Source organism: Azospirillum sp. (assembly GCF_035627195.1).
Taxonomy (GTDB): domain Bacteria; phylum Pseudomonadota; class Alphaproteobacteria; order Azospirillales; family Azospirillaceae; genus Azospirillum.
Window position 1 is genome coordinate 1 of the sequence record NZ_DASPMG010000196.1, and the last position, 18,432, is coordinate 18,432.

Genomic DNA, 18,432 nt, shown 5'->3' on the forward strand with positions numbered 1-18,432 from the left:
GGTTGACCAACCTGCACGCCATGAACGGCATCAAGGTGCTGCTGTCCGGCTGCCTGAACGCGGTGGCGGTGGTCGCCTTCGTGGCCGGCGGGGCGGTGTACTGGACCGAGGCCATCATCATGACCGGCGCCTGCGTCGCCGGCGGCTACGCCGGTGCTGCACTGGCCCGCCGCATCCCGCCGCCGGTCCTGCGCAAGTTCGTCATCGCCGTGGGTCTGGCGATGACCGCGTACTTCTTCTGGAAGAGCATGTGAGCGTGACCGGCGCCGCCGCGGCGCCCCCCGCCGCGCCCCCCGCCGCGCGGCGGGGGGTGCCCCGGCGGCCGGCCGTCACGCGGCCTTGATCGAGGCGAGGAAGCGCTCGACCTCATGCCGCAGGGTTTCCGCCTGCTGCGCCAACTCGCCGGCGGCACCCAGCACTTGCTGCGCGGCCGAGCCCGTCTCCCCGGCGGTCTGCGTCACCTGGACGATGTTGCCCGACACCTCCTGCGTGCCGGCCGCGGCCTGCTGGACGTTGCGGGAGATCTCGTTGGTTGCCGCCCCCTGTTCCTCGATGGCGGCGGCGATCATCGTCGAGACGTCGTTGATCTGGGTGATGGTCCCGCCGATGCCGGCGATGGCGGTGACGGCGCCGCTGGTCGCGTCCTGGATCGCGGCGATCTGCGCGGCGATCTCGTCGGTCGCCTTGGCAGTCTGGCTCGCCAGGCTCTTGACCTCCCCGGCCACCACGGCGAAGCCCTTGCCGGCCTCGCCCGCGCGCGCCGCCTCGATGGTGGCGTTCAGCGCCAGCAGGTTGGTCTGGCTGGCGATGTTGGTGATCAGGCTGACCACGTCGCCGATCTTTTGCGCCGCGTCGGCCAAGCCGCGGACGGTGTCGTTCGTGCGCGTGGCCTCGGTTACCGCCTGCCCGGCGATTTGGGAGGAGCGGGTGACCTGCGTGCCGATCTCGCGAATCGAGCTGGCCATCTCCTCCGCCGCGGTGGCGACGGTCTGCACGTTGGCGCTGGTCTGCTCGGCGGCGGCGGCCACCACGGTCGCCTGGGTGTTGGTCTGCTGCGCCATGGCCGCCATGCTCTTGGCCGTGGCGTCCAGTTCCGAGGCGGCCGAGGCCACGGTGCGCAGCGCCGCCGTGGCGACGTTTTCGAAATTGCGGATCAGCCCATCGATGGTCTCGACCCGGCGCTGCTTGGCGGCCTGCTCGGCCGCCTGTTCGGCGGCCAGCGTCTCGGCCTTGATCAGCCCGTCCTTGAAGACCTGGACGGCGCGCGCCATGGCGCCGATCTCGTCCTGCCGCTCCGTCCCGGTGACCTCGACGCGCAGGTCGCGCCCGGCGAGGCGGTTCATGATCCCGGTGATGAACTGGATCGGCTTGGAGACGGTGGCGATCATCATCCACCCGGCGAACAGGCAGATGGCCGTCACCACGGCGAGGATGACGACGATGAGCGTCTTGCTGCTGGCGTAGATCTCGGCACCCCGATCGGCCGCGGCGTCGCCATTCTTGTCGTTGAATTCGACCAGTTCGCGCAGCAGCGTCCTGGCCTGCATGAACTGGGCGCGCCCGTCGCCACGGTACAGCTTGGCGGCGGCGCCGTTCTCGTCCTTGCGCGACAGTGGAAGCAGCGTCTGCTGGCTCAGCGTGAGGTAGCGGTCCCAGGCGTCGGAGAACTGCCGGTACTTGTCCGTCTCGAATCCCGGCGTCAGCAGCGCGGCGTACTTCCTGCGCAGCTCGTCCATCTCCTGCAGTACGTTCGCCATCGACCGTTCCTCCGCCGCGTTCTCCTCGGCACCGGAGGACATGACGTGGGCGCCTTCCAGGCCGCGGTAGCGCTCGGCCAGGCCGCTGATGGCGCCGATGTACCCGACGCTGGGCAGCCAATTGTCGCGGATCTCCGCCGCCCCGTCGTTCACCGCGGAGAGGCGGTTGATGGAAAACACGCCGAGGCCCAGCGTGCAGAACAGAACCAGCGAGAAGGCCAAGAGCGCTTTGGTGCGCACGCTGGCATTCGAAACCCAACCCATTTTCTTCTCCGCGCGAAAGAGCGGTGGCGAATTCTGGTGCGACCACCACTTTGACGAGGTGCCAGCCAACTGTCACGGCTGAGCGGTTCACAGCATTGCAGCAATCCCTATACCGGCTTGCCGCAGACGCTGTGTGACATCGTTCCGTGTCTGAAGAAGAAAGGAGCTTTTAGCGTGTTCTTATGCGCGCCTGTCAGGAAAGTCCTGCTTCCATTGCGCGCCGTCAGAGAAATTTACTTTATGCTAACGAAGTGAACCCTCGCATTTTGCACAGAACGACTGGAGATCCCGAATATGAAGTGCATTTTGCGAGTGGGCCGGCGGCGTGGATCCTCGCCTGCGCAGGGATGACGATTCGTGAGGTGGAGACGTATGAGAAATCCGATCGGGATCCAAGGGCCCCCGGCCCTTGGCGGAGAGCGCGAGAGGCGGCGCCTCTCGCATCGTCGGCTCAATCCGCCGCCAGACGCTCGCTCTCGTCTTCGGTGATGGCACACAGGGTGTCCCAGTCGATCTCGCCGGGGTGGGCGACCACGTGGTCGGCGGCTTCGAAGACCAGATGTGTGTGCTGCGGCCACGCCACGGTCAGCATGCCGGCGGCCTTGGCGGCGCGCGCACCCGTCGGGCTGTCCTCGATTACGGCGCAGGCCAGTGGGGAGACGCCCAGCCGCTCGGCCGCCAGCAGGTAGGGATCGGGGGCGGGCTTGCCGTTCGCCACGTCGTCGCGGCTGATGCCGAACTCGAAGTGGGGCAGGGACATGGCGCGCAGGTTGGCCTCCACAACGCGCCGGCCGCTGTTCGACACGCAGGCTTGGCGAAGCCCCTTGGCGGCGAACGCCTCGACCAGGGCGAAGGCGCCGTCGCGCGGGCTCACTTGGTCCAGCCATGCGATGTAGCGGTCGGTGATGGCATCGGCCCAGGCCTGGAAGGTCACCGGCATCGGCCGCACGGCGTGCAGGCGCGCGTAGAACTCGGGGAAGGCGATGCCCAGCGTGGCCGCGTACTCGGCGTCGGTCAGGTCATAGCCGTGGGCGCGGCACTCGGCGATGGTGGCGCGCTGGTGCCAGGGCTCGCTGTCCATCAGCGTGCCGTCGATGTCCCACAGCACGGCCCGGATGGCGGGCCGCCCCCCTGAAGAACGTGAAGACCGGTGCAGGGGAAAGGTATGCAGCGTCATCGCACCACCAGATCGTCGCGATGGATCATCTCGTCGCGACCACGGTAGCCGAGGATGGTTTCGATCTCGTTGCTCTTGCGCCGCACGATCAGCCGCGCGTCCTCCGCCGAATAGGCCGACAGGCCGCGGGCGATCTCGCGCCCCGTCCCGTCCTTCACCAGAACGAGGTCGCCGCGCTCGAACGCCCCCTCCACCGACGCCACGCCGGCCGGCAGCAGGCTGGCCCCCTGGCCCAGCGCGCGGGCGGCCCCGTCGTCCACCACGAAGGCGCCGGCCGGGTTCAGGTGCCCGGCGATCCACGCCTTGCGGGCGTTGGAGGGCTCGGCCGACGGCAGGAACCACGTGCAGGGTGCGCCACCCTCGGCCGTGGTCTTCTCCAGCGCCGCCAGGGGGTTCATGCGGGCACCCTTGGCGATCACCATGCGGCAGCCGCCGGCCATGGCGACGCGCGCGGCGGCGATCTTGGTGACCATCCCGCCGGAGCTGTAGCCGGGCGGCGGTTCGCCCGCCATGTCCTCGATGGCGCGGGTCAGCTCGCGCACCACGGGGATGTGGGTGGCGTCCGGGTCCTTGCGCGGGTCGGCGGTGTACAGCCCGTCGATGTCGGAGAGCAGGACCAGTGTGTCGGCGCTGATCATCTGCGCCACGCGCGCACCCAGCCGGTCGTTGTCGCCGAAGCGGATCTCGGCGGTGGCGACCGTGTCGTTCTCGTTGATCACCGGTACGGCGCCCAGCTTCAGCAGCGTGTCGATGGTGGCGCGGCCGTTCAGGTGGCGGCGCCGCTCCTCCGTGTCCTCCAGGGTCAGCAGCACCTGGGCCACGGTGATGTCGTGGCGGGCCAGCGTCTCCTGGTAGGCGTGCGCCAGACGGATCTGACCGGTGGCGGCGGCGGCCTGTTTCTCCTCCAGGCGCAGCGCGCGGCCGATCAGGCCCAGGTGCTCGCGCCCGGCGGCGACGGCGCCGGAGGTGACGATGACCACCTCGGTGCCGCGCGCGCGGCAGGCGGCGACATCGTCGGCCAGCGCGTCCAGCCACTGCCGGCGGATCTTCCCGGTCTTGCCGTCGACCAGCAGGGCCGAGCCGATCTTGACGACCAGACGGCGCGCGTCCAGCAGGGTGGGAACCGCAGGGACCTCAGCGCTTGTCGCCGTCATCGTCGCCATCGAAGCCGCCGTCTTCTTCGTCTTCTTCTTCCTCTTCCGCGTCGCCCCATTCATGGGCGTCGCGGTATTCGGTCCAATCCGCGTCGCGGTTGGTCTTGTAGGCCGGCTGAGTCGGCGGCAGGGTCTTGGTGGCCGGGGCCTGCAGGATGCCCGGCTCCTCCTCCTTCGCCTCGCGGATGGCCTGCAGCAGGCGGTAGAGCACGGCCTGCACGCCGTCGCGCGTGGCGCCGGACAGCACCATCACCTCGGCCCCCGACGCTTCCTCCAGGGCCGCCTTCTTCTCGGCGATCTCCTCTTCCAGGATGGCGTCGGCCTTGTTCAGGCCGATGATCTCCGGCTTGTCGGCCAGGACGCCGCCGCCGTAGGAGGCCAGCTCGTTGCGGATGACCTCATAGGCGTGCACCACGTCCTCGGCGGTGCCGTCGATCAGGTGCAGCAGGATGCGCGTGCGCTCCAGGTGGCCCAGGAAGCGGTCGCCCAGGCCGTGGCCCTCGTGCGCGCCCTCGATCAGGCCGGGCACGTCGGCCATCACGAACTCCTCCTCGCCCACGCGCACGACGCCCAGGTTGGGGGTCAGCGTGGTGAAGGGATAGTCGGCGATCTTCGGCTTGGCGGCGGTGGTGACGGCCAGGAAGGTCGACTTGCCGGCGTTGGGCAGGCCCACCAGCCCGGCATCGGCGATCAGCTTCAGGCGCAGCCATACCCAGCGCTCCTCGCCCGGCCAGCCGGGGTGGAACTTGCGCGGCGCGCGGTTGGTGGAGGTCTTGAAGTGCGCGTTGCCGTGGCCGCCGTCGCCGCCCTTCAGCAGCACGATGCGCTGGCCCACCTCGGTCAGGTCGGCGAGCACCGTCTCCTGGTCCTCGTCCAGCACCTGGGTCCCGACGGGCACGCGCAGGACCATGTCCTCGCCGCGGGCACCGTTGCGGTTGCTGCCCATGCCGTGGTGGCCGCGCTGCGCCTTGAAGTGCTGCTTGTAGCGGTAGTCGATGAGCGTGTTGAGGCCGTTCACCGCCTCCACGACCACGTCGCCGCCGCGTCCGCCGTCGCCGCCGTCCGGCCCGCCGAACTCGATGAATTTTTCGCGCCGGAAGGCCACGGCGCCGGGGCCACCGTCGCCGCTCTTCAGGAACACCTTGGCCTGGTCGAGGAACTTCATGAACCACCAACAACGAAAATCGGGGGCCGGTTGCCCGGTCCCCCGATCACGCAACTCTTATCGGTTCGGACGGGCGAGGGTTACTCGGCCGCGGCCGCCGGAGCCTGCTCGGCCACCAGCACGAAGGTGCGGCCGTTGGCGCCACGCTTGAACTCCACCCGGCCGTCCGTCAGGGCGAACAGGGTGTGGTCCTTGCCCATGCCGACGTTCGCGCCGGCGTGGTACTTGGTGCCGCGCTGGCGCACGATGATGTTGCCGGCGACGGCGGCCTGGCCGCCGAACAGCTTCACGCCGAGACGGCGGCCATCGGAATCGCGGCCGTTGCGCGACGAGCCGCCTGCCTTTTTATGTGCCATGGAACGCTACTCCTAATCTTCGGTCGGCGCCGGCTCAGGCCGCGCCGTTGATCCCGGTGATGCGCAGCACCGTCAGGTCCTGACGGTGGCCGTTCTTGCGGCGGTAGTTCTGGCGCCGCTTCTTCTTGAAGACGATGATCTTCGGGCCGCGGTCCTGCGCCACCACCTCGGCGGCGACGGTCGCGCCGGCAACGGTCGGCGTGCCGATCGTGGTGCTGCCGCCGTCGCTGACCATCAGCACGTCCTGGAGCGTGATGGAAGCGCCAGCCTCGACCTCGAGCTTCTCGACCTTGATCACGTCGCCGTTGGCGACCTTGTACTGCTTGCCGCCGGTGCGAATCACTGCAAACATCGTCGTATACCCACTTGCAAAACAAACGGCGGGCCGCCCGCCCACCGCTTTGAGGTGCGCGCCCGTTCGAGAGCGGCGATTTATACGCACGGCGACGCGAGAGTCAACAGGGTTCCCAGCAATATTTGCCCAAGCCGCCACGGCGGGCCGGGTCGGGCGCCGGCGGAAACCCGACGGAAAGCACGCTGCATAAATTTTCACCGATCCGCCCGCCAGCGGGGCAAGCTCCAGCGTCGCTATTCCCACCCGCCCTCCGATCGATTTAGCGCCTGGATTTGCCTAGTGAATCCGCAATCCGCCGCATTCCTCCGCAGTCCGCCCTAAAATTTGGCAGAAAAGTTGCAGGCATGAGCGCCCCGTGTGCCGTGCGATGGCTGAATTCCACGGTTTCGCTGCACAAGGAACGGGCTCTTCGGACCCGGAGTGCCGCGAAACCGCAGGGCTCGGCCCCCGCCACGGTTCGGGCGTCGAATCGTCCGTATCGTGGGCACATGCACAAGATTTAGGCGAGGACTGCGGCGCGGGGCGGGGATGCCCGGCCAATCCAGGGGAATCAACTGATATGGAACTTCGGCTGATGAAGATCGCGGCGCCGGCCGGCCTGTGCGGCGCCCTTCTCCCGGCGCTGCCGGCGCTGGCGGCGGACGCGCCGGCACCGGCAGCGGCGGGCGCCAACACGGCGTGGATCCTGATCGCCTCGGCACTGGTGCTGTTCATGACGCTGCCGGGGCTGGCGCTGTTCTACGGCGGGCTGGTGCGGGCGCGCAACGTGCTGTCGGTGCTGATGAACTGCTTCGCGATCTGCTGCATCGCCTCGCTGATCTGGGTGACCTTCGGCTATTCGCTGGCCTTCGACGCCGGCAATCCCTGGATCGGCACGCTGTCCAAGGCGTTCTTCGCCAACCTGACGACTCCGACGGCGACGGGCCTGCCGGAGAACGTCTTCGCGCTGTTCCAGATGACCTTCGCCATCATCACCCCGGCGCTGATCATCGGCGCCTTTCCGGAGCGGGCACCCTTCGCCTTCGTGGTGGTGTTCAGCGCGATCTGGCTGGTGCTGGTCTACATCCCGGCGGCGCACTGGCTGTGGGGCGGCGGCTGGCTGGCGGCCATGGGGGCGCTGGACTTCGCCGGCGGCATCGTCGTGCACACCACGGCCGGCGTCTCGGCCCTGGTGGCCGCCATCATGATCGGCAAGCGCCGCGGCTTCCCGCATGAGCTGATCCCGCCGCACAGCCCGGCCATGACCATGGCGGGTGCGGGCATCCTGTGGGTGGGCTGGTTCGGCTTCAACGGCGGCTCGGCGCTCGCCGCCGACGCCAGTGCGGCCAACGCCATCATCGCCACGCACGTGGCGGCCTCGGCCGGCGCGCTGACCTGGACGGCGATCGAGTGGCTGAAGCTGGGCAAGCCTACCTCGGTCGGCCTCGTCACCGGCTGCGTGGCGGGGCTGGCCACCATCACGCCGGCCGCCGGCTACGTGGGCCCGGGCGGCGCCATCGTCATCGGCACGCTGGGCGGCATCGTCTGCTTCTACGCGGTGATGCTGGTGAAGCACCGCCTGCTGATCGACGATTCGCTGGACGTCTTCGCCGTGCACGGCGTCGGCGGCATGCTGGGCTCCCTTCTGCTCAGCGTCTTCGCGCTGCCGCAGCTGGGCGGCAACGGTTTGGCGGAAGGCATGACGGTGCTGAGCCAGCTGGGCGTGCAGGCGCTGGCGGTGGGGGTGACCGGCCTGTGGTCGGGCGTCTTCACCTGGGGCATCGTCAAGCTGATCAACGTCGGCATCGAGCGCCGCGTCTCGGCCGAGGTGGAGTACGAGGGCCTGGACCTCACCACCCACGGCGAGCGCGCCTACGAGATTGGTTGAGGTGAGATCGGCTGAGGCCGAAACCCGCGGAAATCCGCCCCTGGAGCGCCCCTCGGACAAAAAGTTCGGGGGGCGCAATCCAGTGCTTGCAGCGGCGAAGCCTTTCGGTTAGGTTCCGCGCCGCTCCGCACTGCGGCGCCACGGATGGGTGGCAGAGTGGTTGAATGCACCGCACTCGAAATGCGGCGTACCCGCAAGGGTACCGGGAGTTCGAATCTCCCCCCATCCGCCAGCTTCGCTGGCTTCCAGGCCGGGCCGAAGCTCTCTTCTGATCCCCCGGACATCTCCTGAACATCTTGCCCTCGGCCGATGGCCTGCGCACGATAGCCCGCGCATGGTCGTGCGGCGACGCGGAGAGGGCGGATGGACGACGGGTTGTTCCTGATCCTGGGATTGGCCTACGGCCTCCTTCCCTTTCTCGGGCTGGTCAGCTTCCTGCGCCAGCGCAAACAGGCCGAGCGCATCGACGGGCTGGAACGGCAGATCGCCGGCCTGCGCGCCGAGGTCGTTGGCCTGCGCGGCGCCGCTCCGCCCCAGTCGGCTGTTGGGCCGGCCACCGGGCCGGCCGCTGAAATCCCCCTCGCGACCCCGATCGAGCCGCCGGTGCGCCCGGAAGCCGAGGCCGAATCGCCCGAACCGCCGCCCGAACCGCCGCCCGAATCGCCGGAACCGGCAACACCCCCACCGTTCGAACCGGCACCGATGCCGGCGGCGGCCCGCCTGTCCCTGCCGTCGCTGGAAAGCCTGCTGACCGGGCGCTGGCTGGTGTGGATCGGCGGCGTGGCGCTGGCGCTGGGCGGGGCGTTCCTGGTGCAGGTGTCCATCGAATCGGGCCTGATCACGCCGCCCGTGCGCATCCTGTTCGGCCTGGCGCTGTCCGTGGCGCTGGTGGCGGGGGCGGAGTGGCTGCGCCGCCGCCCGCCGGCGCGCGGCGTCGGCCCGCTCGGCCCCGACCACCTGACGCCCAGCGCCGCCGGGGCCGGTGTCGCGGTGGCCTACGCCGCCATCTACGCGGCCTACGGCCTGTACGGGCTGATCGCGCAGCTGTCGGCCTTCGTCGGCATGGCGCTGGTGTCGCTGGTCGCCGTGGGCCTGGGCCTGCTGCACGGGCCGGCGGTGGCGGCGCTGGGCATCGCCGGCGCGCTGGCCGTCCCTCTGGTGGTGGGCGGCGAGTCGGAGGATGGGGCGGCGCTGTTCGCCTACCTCGCCTCCGTCGTCGCGGTCGGCGGCTTCGCCGCCCGCTGGCGCGGCTGGGCGTGGGCGCTGCTGATGGCGCACGGCGGCGGCATCCTGTGGGTTCTCGTCTGGATCGTCTCCAGCATCGGCGGCGGCGAGCCGTGGACGGCCATGCTCTTCGTGCCCGCCGCGGGCGCCCTCGCCGCCGGCCTGCGCCGCCGGCCAGAGGAGGGCGGCGCGGAGGAGGGCGGCACGCTCGACCGCATCGGCGCGGTGCACGCCGGGCTGACCCTGCTGGGCACGCTGGCGCTGCTCTTCGCCACCGGCGACGCCGGGTTCGCCATGGCGCTGGGCGTCGCGGCGGCGGCGCTGCTGATGGTCGATGAACGGGCCGGAACGCGGCTGACCGGCGGCACGGCCGCGGCGCTCCTGGTGCTGCTGGCCGCCGTGGCGTCGGTGCACGAGAACGGCGGGCCGCGGCTGTTCCCGCTGGTCCTGGCGCCGGCCTTCGCCGCCGCCACCTTCGCCCTGGCGCACGGCAGCGTCCGCGCGGGCTGGTTCGCGCTGCTGGGCGCCGTCGGGCCGGCGCTGCTGGTGGCGCTCGGCTACGCGTTGTGGACCGACGGCAAGCCGGACGCCGGCTGGGCGCTGGTCGCCGTGGCGGTGGCGGCGCTGCACGTGGCGCTGGCGGCTGCGGCCGCGCGCTGGCGCGACGATGAGCGGGTGGGGGAGCGCTGGTCGGCGCTGCTGGCCGCGCATGCCACCGCGGCGCTGGCCGGCGTGGCGCTGGGCGCCGCCTTCATCCTGCGCGACGCGTGGCTCAGCGTGGCGCTGGCCGCGACGGTGGCGGGGGCGGCGTGGGTGCACCGCTCGGTCCCCGTGGCGGGGCTGCGGCACGCGGCGCTGGTCCTGGCCGGCATCGTGATCGTCCGCCTCGCCACCAACCCGGACGTGTTCGGCTATCCGCTGGGCGGCCCGCTGCCGGGCGTGTCGTGGATCTGGACCGGCTACGGCCTGTCGGCGCTGGCCTTCGTGGCGGCGCGGCGCGGCTTCGGCGAGGCCGCGTCGCTGACGCTGCGCACGGTGCTGGAGGGCGGGGCGCTGACCTTCCTCATCCTGCTGGTCAGCTTCCAGTTCCGCCTGTCCGTCGGCGGCGACCTCACGCACCCCGCCTACGGCCTCCTCGAACAGAGCCTCAACAGCGCGTGGTGGCTGGGTGTGGCCCTGTTCCTCTACGCCCGCGCCGGGCACAGCGAGAACCTGACCGTGCGCTGGGGCTGGCGGGTGCTGGGATTGATGGGGGCGGTGCAGGTGCTGGTGGGCCACCTGATCCTCGACAACCCGCTGGTCACCAACGACCCGGTGGGCGAGTGGCCGGTGGCGAACCTGCTGCTGCTGGCCTACGCGGTGCCGGCGGTGCTGGCCGGCGGCTTCGCCTGGGTGGCCGCGTGGCGCGGTCACCGGCGCCTGGGCCTCGCGGCCGGGGGCGGGGCGCTGCTGACCGCCTGGGTGTGGCTGTCGCTGTCGGTGCGCCAAGCCTTCCACGGCACGCACCTGGAGGCCGGCGCCGTGACGGACGGGGAGATGTACAGCTACTCCGTGGCGTGGCTGGCCTTCGGCGGCGCGTTGCTGGCCGTTGGGTTGTGGCGCGGCAGCCAGCTGTTCCGCTACGCCTCGCTCATTCTCATCCTCGCCAGCGTCGCCAAGGTGTTCCTGGTCGATTTGTCGGCGCTGGCGGGGCTGTGGCGGGCGGTGTCGTTCATCGGGCTGGGCGCGGCCTTGCTGGGCATCGGCCTCGTCTACCAGCGCTTCGTCCTGGTGCGCCCATCCGCCGCCGGCCCGGCGCTTGAGCCGGATCCTTGAGACTGGGCTGGGGGCACGGTAGAACGTGGCCGGTTGCAACCTTTCTGACGAGGTCTGGTGATGAAGGGCAAGGCGTTCGCCGCGATGGCGGTGGTGCTCGCGGGGTTCGGCGTGGCGGCGCCGGCGTTTTCCGACGATCTCGGAACGCTGATGAGCGCCTGCCGCGAGCGCGACGGCGGCCTGCCGGAACCGGTGTGCCAGTGCATCGCGTCCAAGATGACGAAGCAGGACCTCGCCGCCTACGCCCAGCTCGCCAAGGCGCGCGAGGGCAGCGAATCGCAGGTCGCCGCCTACGAGCGGCAGAACGCCGCCTTCGTCGCCAAGTTCGACGGCATCGTCAAGCGCTGCCAGCAGGGCGGCTGAACGTATGGCAGCAAGAGGGATTGCTTGCGTCGGTACTGGGGGCGGGACGGTGATTTAGCTGTCCCGCATTCGGTTGCGCGCCAGGTCAATTTGCTCTATCTCTGAAAGAAATGCCTGCTGTCTTTTCGAAAGACGGCCACGTGCTGCATTATCGATGGATGTGGACTCGGCAAATAGTGACATTCCAACCTTGGCTGCGCTCAGGGTGGCTTGGTCCACATCACCCAGAATTTTGTCGTTCGCGAACTCGCGAAGAGACAAGACTGCCTGTGAGAGCAGGTTGTAATAGGAAACAGGCTCATCGCAGTATGCGAGCAAGTCTGTAACGAATTTCATCTGAATCGCAGCTTCAGCGATTCGTGGCTTGGGATCATTATTCGCTGCAAGGGCGCGGACAAGCTCGCGAATGACGATAGCAATCTGAGCGGATATGAATTCTGAATTGGCGTTGGCTTTCAGGAACAGCTCTCTATCGCTCATAGTGGGCCTCGGGCTGTGAGTTGCACGCCACTTTCACTGTTGAATTTGTCTATAGAGTTGTTTTCACTTCCCCAGCATCCGCATCGCCGCGCGGTACAGGCGGCTGGCCGGGTCGGCGAGGCGGTCCACCACGCTGAAGTGGTGGGCGTTCGGCACCACGATCTCCTCCACGTCGTTGCCGGCCGCGCGCCACGCCTCGGCGTAGGCGGTCTGCTGGCGCTTTTCCTCGTCCGTTCCGTCGCCGCCGACGGCCAGCACCAGCGGCGGGGCCGGCGGGGCGGGGACGTGGTGGATGGGGCTGGCGCGCCGGGCCGACTCCGCGTCCAGCTTCAGCTGCTCCTGCACGGACGTGTGGCGCACCGGCTCCAGGTCGTAGATGCCGGCGATGCCGATGCCGCCCTTGATCAGGTCGCGCGGCAGGCCGTAGGCGGTCCAGTCGGTGGACAGCATCTCCGCCGTCAGGTGCCCGCCCGCCGAATGGCCGGACAGCACCATGCGCCCGGCGTCCACCCCATGCTCGCCCGCGTGTTCGGCCAGCCAGCGCACGGCATCGCGCACGTGCCCGGTCAGCTCCTCCAGCGTCACGTCGGGGCACAGGCCATAGCCGATGGTCGCCACCGCCACGCCGTCGCCCACGAACATATCGGCCAGGAACGAGAACTCGTCCTTCGACAGGCCGCGCCAGTAGCCGCCGTGGATGAACACGAACAGCGGCGCGCCGGCCCCCGCCGGGAACAGGTCGATGCGCTGGCGCGGGTGCGGTCCATACGGGATGTTCAGCTGGCCGCGCAGCCGGGCGCGCATGCCGGCGCTGTCGGCGGCCCAGCGGGCGATGAAGTCCGTGTGCTCGGGGATGCGGGCACGGAAATTGTACTCGTGCTCCAGCTCCGCCGGGGTCATGCCGCGATAGACGGCCGCTTCAGACGCCAAGATAGCGCTCCTTCAGGCTGGGGTCGGCGGTCAGCGCCGCCGAGGTGCCGGTCCAGGCGAGCCGGCCTTTCTCGATGACGTGGTGGCGGTCGGCCAGCCGCGCCAGCGCCGCGACGTTCTTGTCGACGACGAGGATCGACTGCCCCTCCGCCTTCAGCGTGGCGAGGCACTGCCAGATCTCCGCGCGCACCAGGGGGGCCAGCCCCTCCGTCGCCTCGTCCAGGATCAGCAGCTTCGGGTTGGTCATCAGCGCCCGCCCGATGGCCAGCATCTGCTGCTCGCCCCCCGACAGGGTGCGCGCCAGATTGCCCGCGCGCTCGGCCAGCCGCGGGAACAGGGCGCAGACGCGCGGCACCGTCCACGGGTTGGCGCGCCCGTCACGGTTGGCGGCGGTGGCGACGAGGTTCTCCAGCACGGTCAGCGTCGGGAAGACCTGCCGCCCCTCCGGCACCAGCCCGATGCCGACGCGGGCGATGCGGTGCGGCGGCTGCCCGGCCAGTTCCCGTCCCTCGAACGCCACGCGCCCGCCTGCCGGCGGCACGAGGCCCAGGATGGTGCGGATCGTCGTCGTCTTGCCCATGCCGTTGCGGCCCAGCAGCGTGGCGACCTCCCCGGCCTCCACCCACAGCTCCATACCGAACAGCACCTGGCTCTGCCCGTAGAACGCGGTGAGGCCCTCCACCTTCAGCATCACACCGCCTCCTCTTCGCCGAGGTAGGCTTCGCGCACGGATGGGTTGGCGCGGATCTCGGCCGGTGCCCCGGTGGCGAGATCCTTGCCGCGCACCAGCACGGTGATGCGGTCGGCCAGCGCGAAGACGGCGTCCATGTCGTGTTCGACCAGCAGGATGGTCAGGCCGCCCTTCAGCTCCGCCAGCAGTTCCACCATGCGCGCGGACTCCTCCGGCGCCATGCCGGCCATCGGCTCATCCAGCAACAGCAGCTTCGGGTTGGTCGCCAGCGCCATGGCGAGTTCCAACTGCCGCTTCTCGCCGTGCGCCAGCGCGTCGGCCGGCGTGTGGGCGCGCGATCCCAGCCCCACGCGCTCCAGCACCGCGCGCGCGGGGTCGGCAAGGTTCGGGTCGCGCCCGGCGTCGCGCCAGAAGCGGAAGCTGTGCCCCGCGTGCGCCTGCACCGCCAGCGCCACGTTGTCCAGCGCCGTAAAGCTGGGGAACACGGACGTGATCTGGAAGCTGCGCGCCAGCCCCAGGTGCGCGCGCCGGTGCACCGCCAGCCGCGTCACGTCCCGCCCCTGGAACAGGATGCGGCCCGAATCCGGCTCCAGCTCCCCCGTCAACTGGCCGATCAGCGTCGTCTTGCCGGCCCCGTTCGGCCCGATCAGCGCGTGCAGCTCGCCCTCGGCCACCTCCAGCGACAGATGGTCGGTGGCGGCGAGCCCGCCGAAGCGCTTGACCAGCCCCTCGACCCGCAGCATGGGCACCTGCAGCATGGGCGCGCTCATCGCCGCGCCCCCGTCAGCACGCCCCACACGCCGCGCCGGGCGTACAGCACGATCATCAAGAGGATGGGGCCCAGCACGATCTTCCAGTGCTCGCCCAGGCCGGGCCGCGCCAGCTCCATCACCTCCGGCACGAACTCCTCCAGCAGCAGCAGGGCCGCCGCCCCCAGAACCGGCCCCACCAGCGTGCCCATGCCACCCAGCACGACCATCACGATCAGGTCGCCCGACCGGCTCCAGTGCAAATACTGCGGCCCCACGAACAGCGTGGCGTTGGCCAGCAGCGCCCCCGCCAGCCCGGCGATGCCGCCGGCCAGCACGAAGGCCGCCAGCTTGTAGCGCGTGACCGGGTAGCCCAGTGCGCGCATGCGCCGCTCGTTGTCCTTGGCCCCGCGGATGACCCGCCCGAAGCGCGCGTTGACCAGCCGCCAGCCCAGCACCAGCACCGCCAGCAGGATGCCCAGCGCCACGTAATAGAAGGTGGTGTTGTCGGTGATGTTCGGCCCGCCGGGGAAGGTCGACCGGCTCCACAACGCGACGCCGTCGTCGCCGCCGTAGGCCCGCAGGCTTGTCATCAGGTAGAAGAGCATCTGCGCGAAGGCCAGCGTGATCATGATGAACGGCACGCCGGTGGTGCGCAGCGAGATGGCCCCGATCGGCAGCGCCGCCAGGGCGGCCACCAGGAACGCCAGCGGCCAGACGACGTACCCGTTCAGCGTGCCGGGCAGCCCGAACAGCGTCGACCCGTCCGCCTGATGGGCGAACAGGATGCCGACGACGTACCCGCCGATGCCGACGAACGCCGCGTGCCCGAAGCTGACCATTCCCCCGAAGCCGAGGATCAGGTCCAGGCTGACGGCGGCGAGTGCGAACACCAGGATGCGCGTCCCCAGCCGCACATAGAACGGCTCCCCCACCCACGCCGCCACCGGCGGCAACAGAACCGCCACGGCCAGCAGGACGAGGAGGGCGATACGGGTGCGGGTGAGGGGGGTCGGCATCGTCTCGGTCGGCAGGTTAAGCGTCGCCTTGGCAGGTCATTTCTGACACAGATGAACACAGATGGACACAGATGAAGGATATAAAGAAAATCATAGGGCTACGCGGCGAAACCCGATTTTTGGGGCGCCGAAGTTCAAGAGAAGTCCCCTGTTCAGGCCGGATGCGCGGAGGTAGTTCAGGACCTGTCCCGTATGGGTGGGGATGAGGCTTTCCACAGCCTTGATCTCGACGACGATGGTATCCGCGACGATCAGATCAGCGACGTAACGGCCGACCGGCGCGCACTTGTACTCGATCTTGAATTCGACCTCTTCCCGCGTTGCCAGTCCGCGCAGGCGCAATTCCTGAACCAGCGCTTTGCGGTACACCGCTTCGAGGAAACCGTGCCCCATGACATTGCCGACTTCAAACGCGGCCCCGATGATCTCATGTGTCAACGGATCTCTATCGCGGTCCAATAAATCATCATTCATATTCATCTGTGTCCATCTGTGTTCATCTGTGTCAAAAAATACTCAAACGGCCCCCGCACTCATCTCGTACAAATTCCACGCCGTCTTCTTCGCCACCCGGTCGTACAGCGTGCGGGCGCGGTAGTTGTCGTCGGCGGTGATCCAGCGGATGAAGGGCCAGCCGCGCTCCGTCGCCACATCCCGCAACCGTTCCAGAATCGCCTCGCCCACCCGCGTACCCCGCGCGTCCGGGTCAATGAACAGGTCGTCCAGGAAGCCCACGTCGGCGGCGCGGATCGGGCTCGGCATGCGGCGGACGTGCGCCAGCCCCACCACGCGGCCGTCCAGCACCGCCACCAGCCCCTCCATCTCGTGCGTCGGGTCGTGCAGCCAGCCCCACAGGCGGTCGAGTACGCTCTCGTCCTCCGGGCGCTTGTAGAAGGCCATGTAGCCACGGTAGAGGCGGCGCCAGTCCGCTTCGTGCTCCGGCGTCACCGCAACGATCTCAAGCTTCATGACTCACCCCGCGGGAAACAGGCCGCGCGGGCGGATCGCCAGCACCACGGCCATCAGGACGTAGATCAGCATGGAGGACAAGGACGCCCCCACGCCGTTGGCGCTGGCCGGGTCGAGGAACAGGCGGAACAGCCCCGGCAGCAGCGCGCGGCCCAGCGTGTCCACCACCCCCACCAGCAGCGCCCCCGCCAGCGCACCCCGGATCGATCCGATGCCGCCGATGACGATGACGACGAAGGTCAGGATCAGGATCTGCTCCCCCATCCCCACCTGCACGGCCAGCACCGGCCCGGCCATGGCGCCGGCCAGCGCCGCGAGGCCACACCCCAGCGCGAAGACGAGGCTGAACAGCAGCCGCACGTCCACGCCCAGCGCCGTCACCATCTCCCGGTTCGTCGCACCCGCGCGGATCAGCATGCCGACCCGCGTGCGCGAAATCAGCACCCACAGGAGCGCCGCCACCGCCACGCCGACGCCGATGATGGCGAGGCGGAAGGCCGGATACTTCAGCCCGAACAGGTCCACCGTGCCGGCCAGGGCGGCGGGCGGGTTCAGGAAGATCGGCACCGGGCCGAACAGGATGCGGACCAGCTCGTTGAAGAACAGGATCAGCCCGAAGGTCGCCAGCACCTGGTCCAGATGGTCGCGGCGGTAGAGGGTGCGCAGCGTCGTCACCTCCACCAGCAGGCCCAGCGCCGCGGTCGCCAGCACGGCGGCCGGCAGGGCCAGCAGGAAGCTGTCGAAGCTGCGCGTGAACAGCGCCGTCAGGTAGGCGCCGACCATGTAGAAGGACCCGTGCGCCAGGTTGATCAGGTCCATGATGCCGAAGACGAGCGTCAGCCCGGCTGCCATCAGGAACAGCATGACGCCCAGCTGGACCCCGTTCAGGCCCTGTTCGGCGACCAGCATCCAGTCCATCGCCGCCTCACTTCATCGCGCAGGACGCGGCGTGCACGTCGGCCACGTCGGTCGCGACGGTGCCGAGGATGCGGTTGGTCAAAGCGCCGTCCGGCCCCTTCACCACCTCGCGCAGGTAATAGGTCTGGATCGGGTAGTGGTTGGTGTTGAAGCGGAAGGCGCCGCGCGTGGACTCGAACGGCGCCGATTCCAGTGCCTTGCGCAGCGCGTCCTTGTCCGACAGGTCGCCGCCCACCGCCTTCACCGCCCCGTCGATCAGCCGCGCCGCGTCGTACGCCTGCGCGGCGTAGTACGACGGCTGCCGCCCGTACTTGGCCGTGAACGCCGCCATGAAGGCGCGGTTGGCCGGCACGTCCAGGTCCTGGCTCCATTGCAGGGTGTTCTTCACGCCCAGCACGGCGTCGCCCACCGCGCCGAAGGTGTCCTGGTCGAAGGAGAAGCCGGGGCCGATCAGCGGGATCTGCCCGACCAGCCCGGCCTGCTGGTACTGCTTCAGGAAGTTGATGCCCATGCCGCCGGGCAGGAAGATGAACACCGCGTCCGGCTGCGCCGCCTTCAGCGCCGTGATCTCGGCCGCGTAGTCCAGCTGCCCGAACTGGGTGAAAACCTCCCCCGCCACCTCCCCCTTGTAGGAGCGGCGGAAGCCGGCGACCACGTCCTTGCCCGACGGGTAGTTCGGCGCCATCACGTAGGCGCGCTTCACGCCCTGCTGCATGGCCGCCAGCCCGGCCATCTCCCCCACCACGTCCACCGTCCAGGAGACGTTGAAGAAGAAGGGCGAGCATTGCGCACCCGCCAGCTGCGCCGTGCCGGCGTTCGGGCTGATGAAGAAGACCTGCGCGTTGGCCAGCGTCGGCACCATGGCGAGCGCCAGATTGGACCAGATGGTGCCGGTGACCATGTGCACGCGGTCGCGCTCCACCATGCGGTTGGTCAGGCCGACGGCGACGTCCGGCTTCTGCTGGTCGTCCGCCTCGAACACCCTGGTCTCCAGGCCGCCCAGCTTGCCGCCCGCCTGTTCCAGCGCCAGCTGGAAGCCGTCGCGGATGTCGGCGCCGATCACGGCGCCGGGGCCGGACAGGGTGGTGAGAAAGCCGATGCGCAGCGTTTCGGCGGCGGATGCGGTGTTGGCGATCAGCGCGAGCGCGGCGGCGAGGAGGGGGAGGGTGCGGGGCATGG

At 69.6% G+C, this 18,432-nt stretch carries 19 protein-coding genes and 1 tRNA gene; 5 read left to right on the plus strand and 15 right to left on the minus strand.

Annotation, left to right across the window (positions count from 1 at the left end):
* Positions 1 to 254 (plus strand): TSUP family transporter (locus tag VED21_RS18010; RefSeq protein ID WP_324884501.1); only part of this gene is annotated, 254 nt, incomplete at its 5' end.
* Positions 255 to 329: 75 nt separating this feature from the next.
* Here VED21_RS18010 and VED21_RS18015 read toward each other — a convergent pair.
* From VED21_RS18015 to rplU, 6 genes are all read right to left on the minus strand, one after another.
* A complete protein-coding gene (locus tag VED21_RS18015) occupies positions 330 to 2,021 on the minus strand; it encodes a methyl-accepting chemotaxis protein (protein WP_324884503.1) in 1,692 nt (563 codons plus the stop codon).
* A 451-nt stretch (positions 2,022 to 2,472) separates the two neighbouring features.
* Complete coding sequence (locus VED21_RS18020) at positions 2,473 to 3,129, minus strand: HAD family phosphatase (RefSeq protein ID WP_324884505.1); 657 nt, start codon at positions 3,127 to 3,129, stop codon at positions 2,473 to 2,475.
* Positions 3,130 to 3,194: 65 nt separating this feature from the next.
* Positions 3,195 to 4,361 (minus strand): glutamate 5-kinase, encoded by a 1,167-nt coding sequence (gene proB, locus VED21_RS18025; RefSeq protein WP_324884507.1) that lies wholly within the window; start codon positions 4,359 to 4,361, stop codon positions 3,195 to 3,197.
* The gene (obgE, locus tag VED21_RS18030; protein WP_324884509.1) at positions 4,333 to 5,517 is read right to left on the minus strand and encodes a GTPase ObgE; all 1,185 of its coding nucleotides are present in this window, start codon (positions 5,515 to 5,517) and stop codon (positions 4,333 to 4,335) included. Before obgE ends, proB begins: the two co-directional genes overlap by 29 nt.
* Before the next feature lie 80 nt (positions 5,518 to 5,597).
* Positions 5,598 to 5,873, minus strand: coding sequence for a 50S ribosomal protein L27 (rpmA, locus tag VED21_RS18035; protein WP_324884511.1), 276 nt, complete (start codon positions 5,871 to 5,873; stop codon positions 5,598 to 5,600).
* 34 nt (positions 5,874 to 5,907) lie between these two features.
* On the minus strand, positions 5,908 to 6,225 hold the full coding sequence (gene rplU / locus VED21_RS18040) for a 50S ribosomal protein L21 (RefSeq protein ID WP_324884513.1): 318 nt from the start codon (positions 6,223 to 6,225) through the stop codon (positions 5,908 to 5,910).
* A 562-nt stretch (positions 6,226 to 6,787) separates the two neighbouring features.
* On the opposite strand from rplU, the gene VED21_RS18045 reads away from it, so the two are divergent.
* The 4 genes from VED21_RS18045 to VED21_RS18060 all read left to right on the plus strand — a co-directional run bounded on the left by VED21_RS18045 (position 6,788) and on the right by VED21_RS18060 (position 11,497).
* On the plus strand, positions 6,788 to 8,095 hold the full coding sequence (locus VED21_RS18045; RefSeq protein ID WP_324884515.1) for an ammonium transporter: 1,308 nt from the start codon (positions 6,788 to 6,790) through the stop codon (positions 8,093 to 8,095).
* Positions 8,096 to 8,237: 142 nt separating this feature from the next.
* Positions 8,238 to 8,327, plus strand: a tRNA-Ser gene (locus tag VED21_RS18050).
* A gap of 131 nt (positions 8,328 to 8,458) precedes the next feature.
* Complete coding sequence (locus VED21_RS18055) at positions 8,459 to 11,134, plus strand: DUF2339 domain-containing protein (RefSeq protein ID WP_324884517.1); 2,676 nt, start codon at positions 8,459 to 8,461, stop codon at positions 11,132 to 11,134.
* A 60-nt stretch (positions 11,135 to 11,194) separates the two neighbouring features.
* The gene (locus tag VED21_RS18060; protein ID WP_324884519.1) at positions 11,195 to 11,497 is read left to right on the plus strand and encodes a hypothetical protein; all 303 of its coding nucleotides are present in this window, start codon (positions 11,195 to 11,197) and stop codon (positions 11,495 to 11,497) included.
* A 54-nt stretch (positions 11,498 to 11,551) separates the two neighbouring features.
* On the opposite strand, the gene VED21_RS18065 is transcribed toward VED21_RS18060, so the two are convergent.
* The 9 genes from VED21_RS18065 to VED21_RS18105 form a co-directional block, all read right to left on the minus strand.
* Complete coding sequence (locus VED21_RS18065; protein ID WP_324884521.1) at positions 11,552 to 11,977, minus strand: hypothetical protein; 426 nt, start codon at positions 11,975 to 11,977, stop codon at positions 11,552 to 11,554.
* A gap of 63 nt (positions 11,978 to 12,040) precedes the next feature.
* The gene (locus tag VED21_RS18070; protein ID WP_324884523.1) at positions 12,041 to 12,907 is read right to left on the minus strand and encodes an alpha/beta hydrolase; all 867 of its coding nucleotides are present in this window, start codon (positions 12,905 to 12,907) and stop codon (positions 12,041 to 12,043) included.
* Entirely contained in the window at positions 12,897 to 13,598 is a 702-nt protein-coding gene (locus VED21_RS18075; protein ID WP_324884525.1) for an ABC transporter ATP-binding protein, read from the minus strand. Before VED21_RS18075 ends, VED21_RS18070 begins: the two co-directional genes overlap by 11 nt.
* On the minus strand, positions 13,598 to 14,368 hold the full coding sequence (locus VED21_RS18080) for an ABC transporter ATP-binding protein (protein ID WP_324884526.1): 771 nt from the start codon (positions 14,366 to 14,368) through the stop codon (positions 13,598 to 13,600). Before VED21_RS18080 ends, VED21_RS18075 begins: the two co-directional genes overlap by 1 nt.
* Positions 14,365 to 15,366: a branched-chain amino acid ABC transporter permease gene (locus tag VED21_RS18085; RefSeq protein ID WP_324884527.1), complete on the minus strand. Its 1,002-nt coding sequence runs from the start codon at positions 15,364 to 15,366 to the stop codon at positions 14,365 to 14,367. Before VED21_RS18085 ends, VED21_RS18080 begins: the two co-directional genes overlap by 4 nt.
* 90 nt (positions 15,367 to 15,456) lie before the next feature.
* Entirely contained in the window at positions 15,457 to 15,846 is a 390-nt protein-coding gene (locus tag VED21_RS18090; RefSeq protein ID WP_324884528.1) for a GxxExxY protein, read from the minus strand.
* 36 nt (positions 15,847 to 15,882) lie between these two features.
* Positions 15,883 to 16,335 carry a GNAT family N-acetyltransferase gene (locus VED21_RS18095; protein WP_324884530.1) on the minus strand — a complete coding sequence of 151 codons (453 nt, stop codon included), beginning with the start codon at positions 16,333 to 16,335 and terminating at the stop codon, positions 15,883 to 15,885.
* Between the two features lie 3 nt (positions 16,336 to 16,338).
* Positions 16,339 to 17,253 (minus strand): branched-chain amino acid ABC transporter permease, encoded by a 915-nt coding sequence (locus VED21_RS18100; protein WP_324884532.1) that lies wholly within the window; start codon positions 17,251 to 17,253, stop codon positions 16,339 to 16,341.
* A 7-nt stretch (positions 17,254 to 17,260) separates the two neighbouring features.
* Entirely contained in the window at positions 17,261 to 18,430 is a 1,170-nt protein-coding gene (locus VED21_RS18105; RefSeq protein WP_324884534.1) for an ABC transporter substrate-binding protein, read from the minus strand.
* Between the last annotated feature and the right edge of the window lie 2 nt (positions 18,431 to 18,432).

Coding starts and splice junctions, on each gene's coding strand:
- VED21_RS18015 (WP_324884503.1), bottom strand. CDS start 2,021: ATGGGTTGGGTTTCGAATGCCAGCGTGCGCACCAAAGCGCTCTTGGCC.
- proB (WP_324884507.1), bottom strand. CDS start 4,361: ATGGCGACGATGACGGCGACAAGCGCTGAGGTCCCTGCGGTTCCCACC.
- obgE (WP_324884509.1), bottom strand. CDS start 5,517: ATGAAGTTCCTCGACCAGGCCAAGGTGTTCCTGAAGAGCGGCGACGGT.
- rpmA (WP_324884511.1), bottom strand. CDS start 5,873: ATGGCACATAAAAAGGCAGGCGGCTCGTCGCGCAACGGCCGCGATTCC.
- rplU (WP_324884513.1), bottom strand. CDS start 6,225: ATGTTTGCAGTGATTCGCACCGGCGGCAAGCAGTACAAGGTCGCCAAC.
- VED21_RS18045 (WP_324884515.1), top strand. CDS start 6,788: ATGGAACTTCGGCTGATGAAGATCGCGGCGCCGGCCGGCCTGTGCGGC.
- VED21_RS18055 (WP_324884517.1), top strand. CDS start 8,459: ATGGACGACGGGTTGTTCCTGATCCTGGGATTGGCCTACGGCCTCCTT.
- VED21_RS18060 (WP_324884519.1), top strand. CDS start 11,195: ATGAAGGGCAAGGCGTTCGCCGCGATGGCGGTGGTGCTCGCGGGGTTC.
- VED21_RS18065 (WP_324884521.1), bottom strand. CDS start 11,977: ATGAGCGATAGAGAGCTGTTCCTGAAAGCCAACGCCAATTCAGAATTC.
- VED21_RS18075 (WP_324884525.1), bottom strand. CDS start 13,598: ATGCTGAAGGTGGAGGGCCTCACCGCGTTCTACGGGCAGAGCCAGGTG.
- VED21_RS18080 (WP_324884526.1), bottom strand. CDS start 14,368: ATGAGCGCGCCCATGCTGCAGGTGCCCATGCTGCGGGTCGAGGGGCTG.
- VED21_RS18085 (WP_324884527.1), bottom strand. CDS start 15,366: ATGCCGACCCCCCTCACCCGCACCCGTATCGCCCTCCTCGTCCTGCTG.
- VED21_RS18090 (WP_324884528.1), bottom strand. CDS start 15,846: ATGAATATGAATGATGATTTATTGGACCGCGATAGAGATCCGTTGACA.
- VED21_RS18095 (WP_324884530.1), bottom strand. CDS start 16,335: ATGAAGCTTGAGATCGTTGCGGTGACGCCGGAGCACGAAGCGGACTGG.
- VED21_RS18100 (WP_324884532.1), bottom strand. CDS start 17,253: ATGGACTGGATGCTGGTCGCCGAACAGGGCCTGAACGGGGTCCAGCTG.
- VED21_RS18105 (WP_324884534.1), bottom strand. CDS start 18,430: ATGCCCCGCACCCTCCCCCTCCTCGCCGCCGCGCTCGCGCTGATCGCC.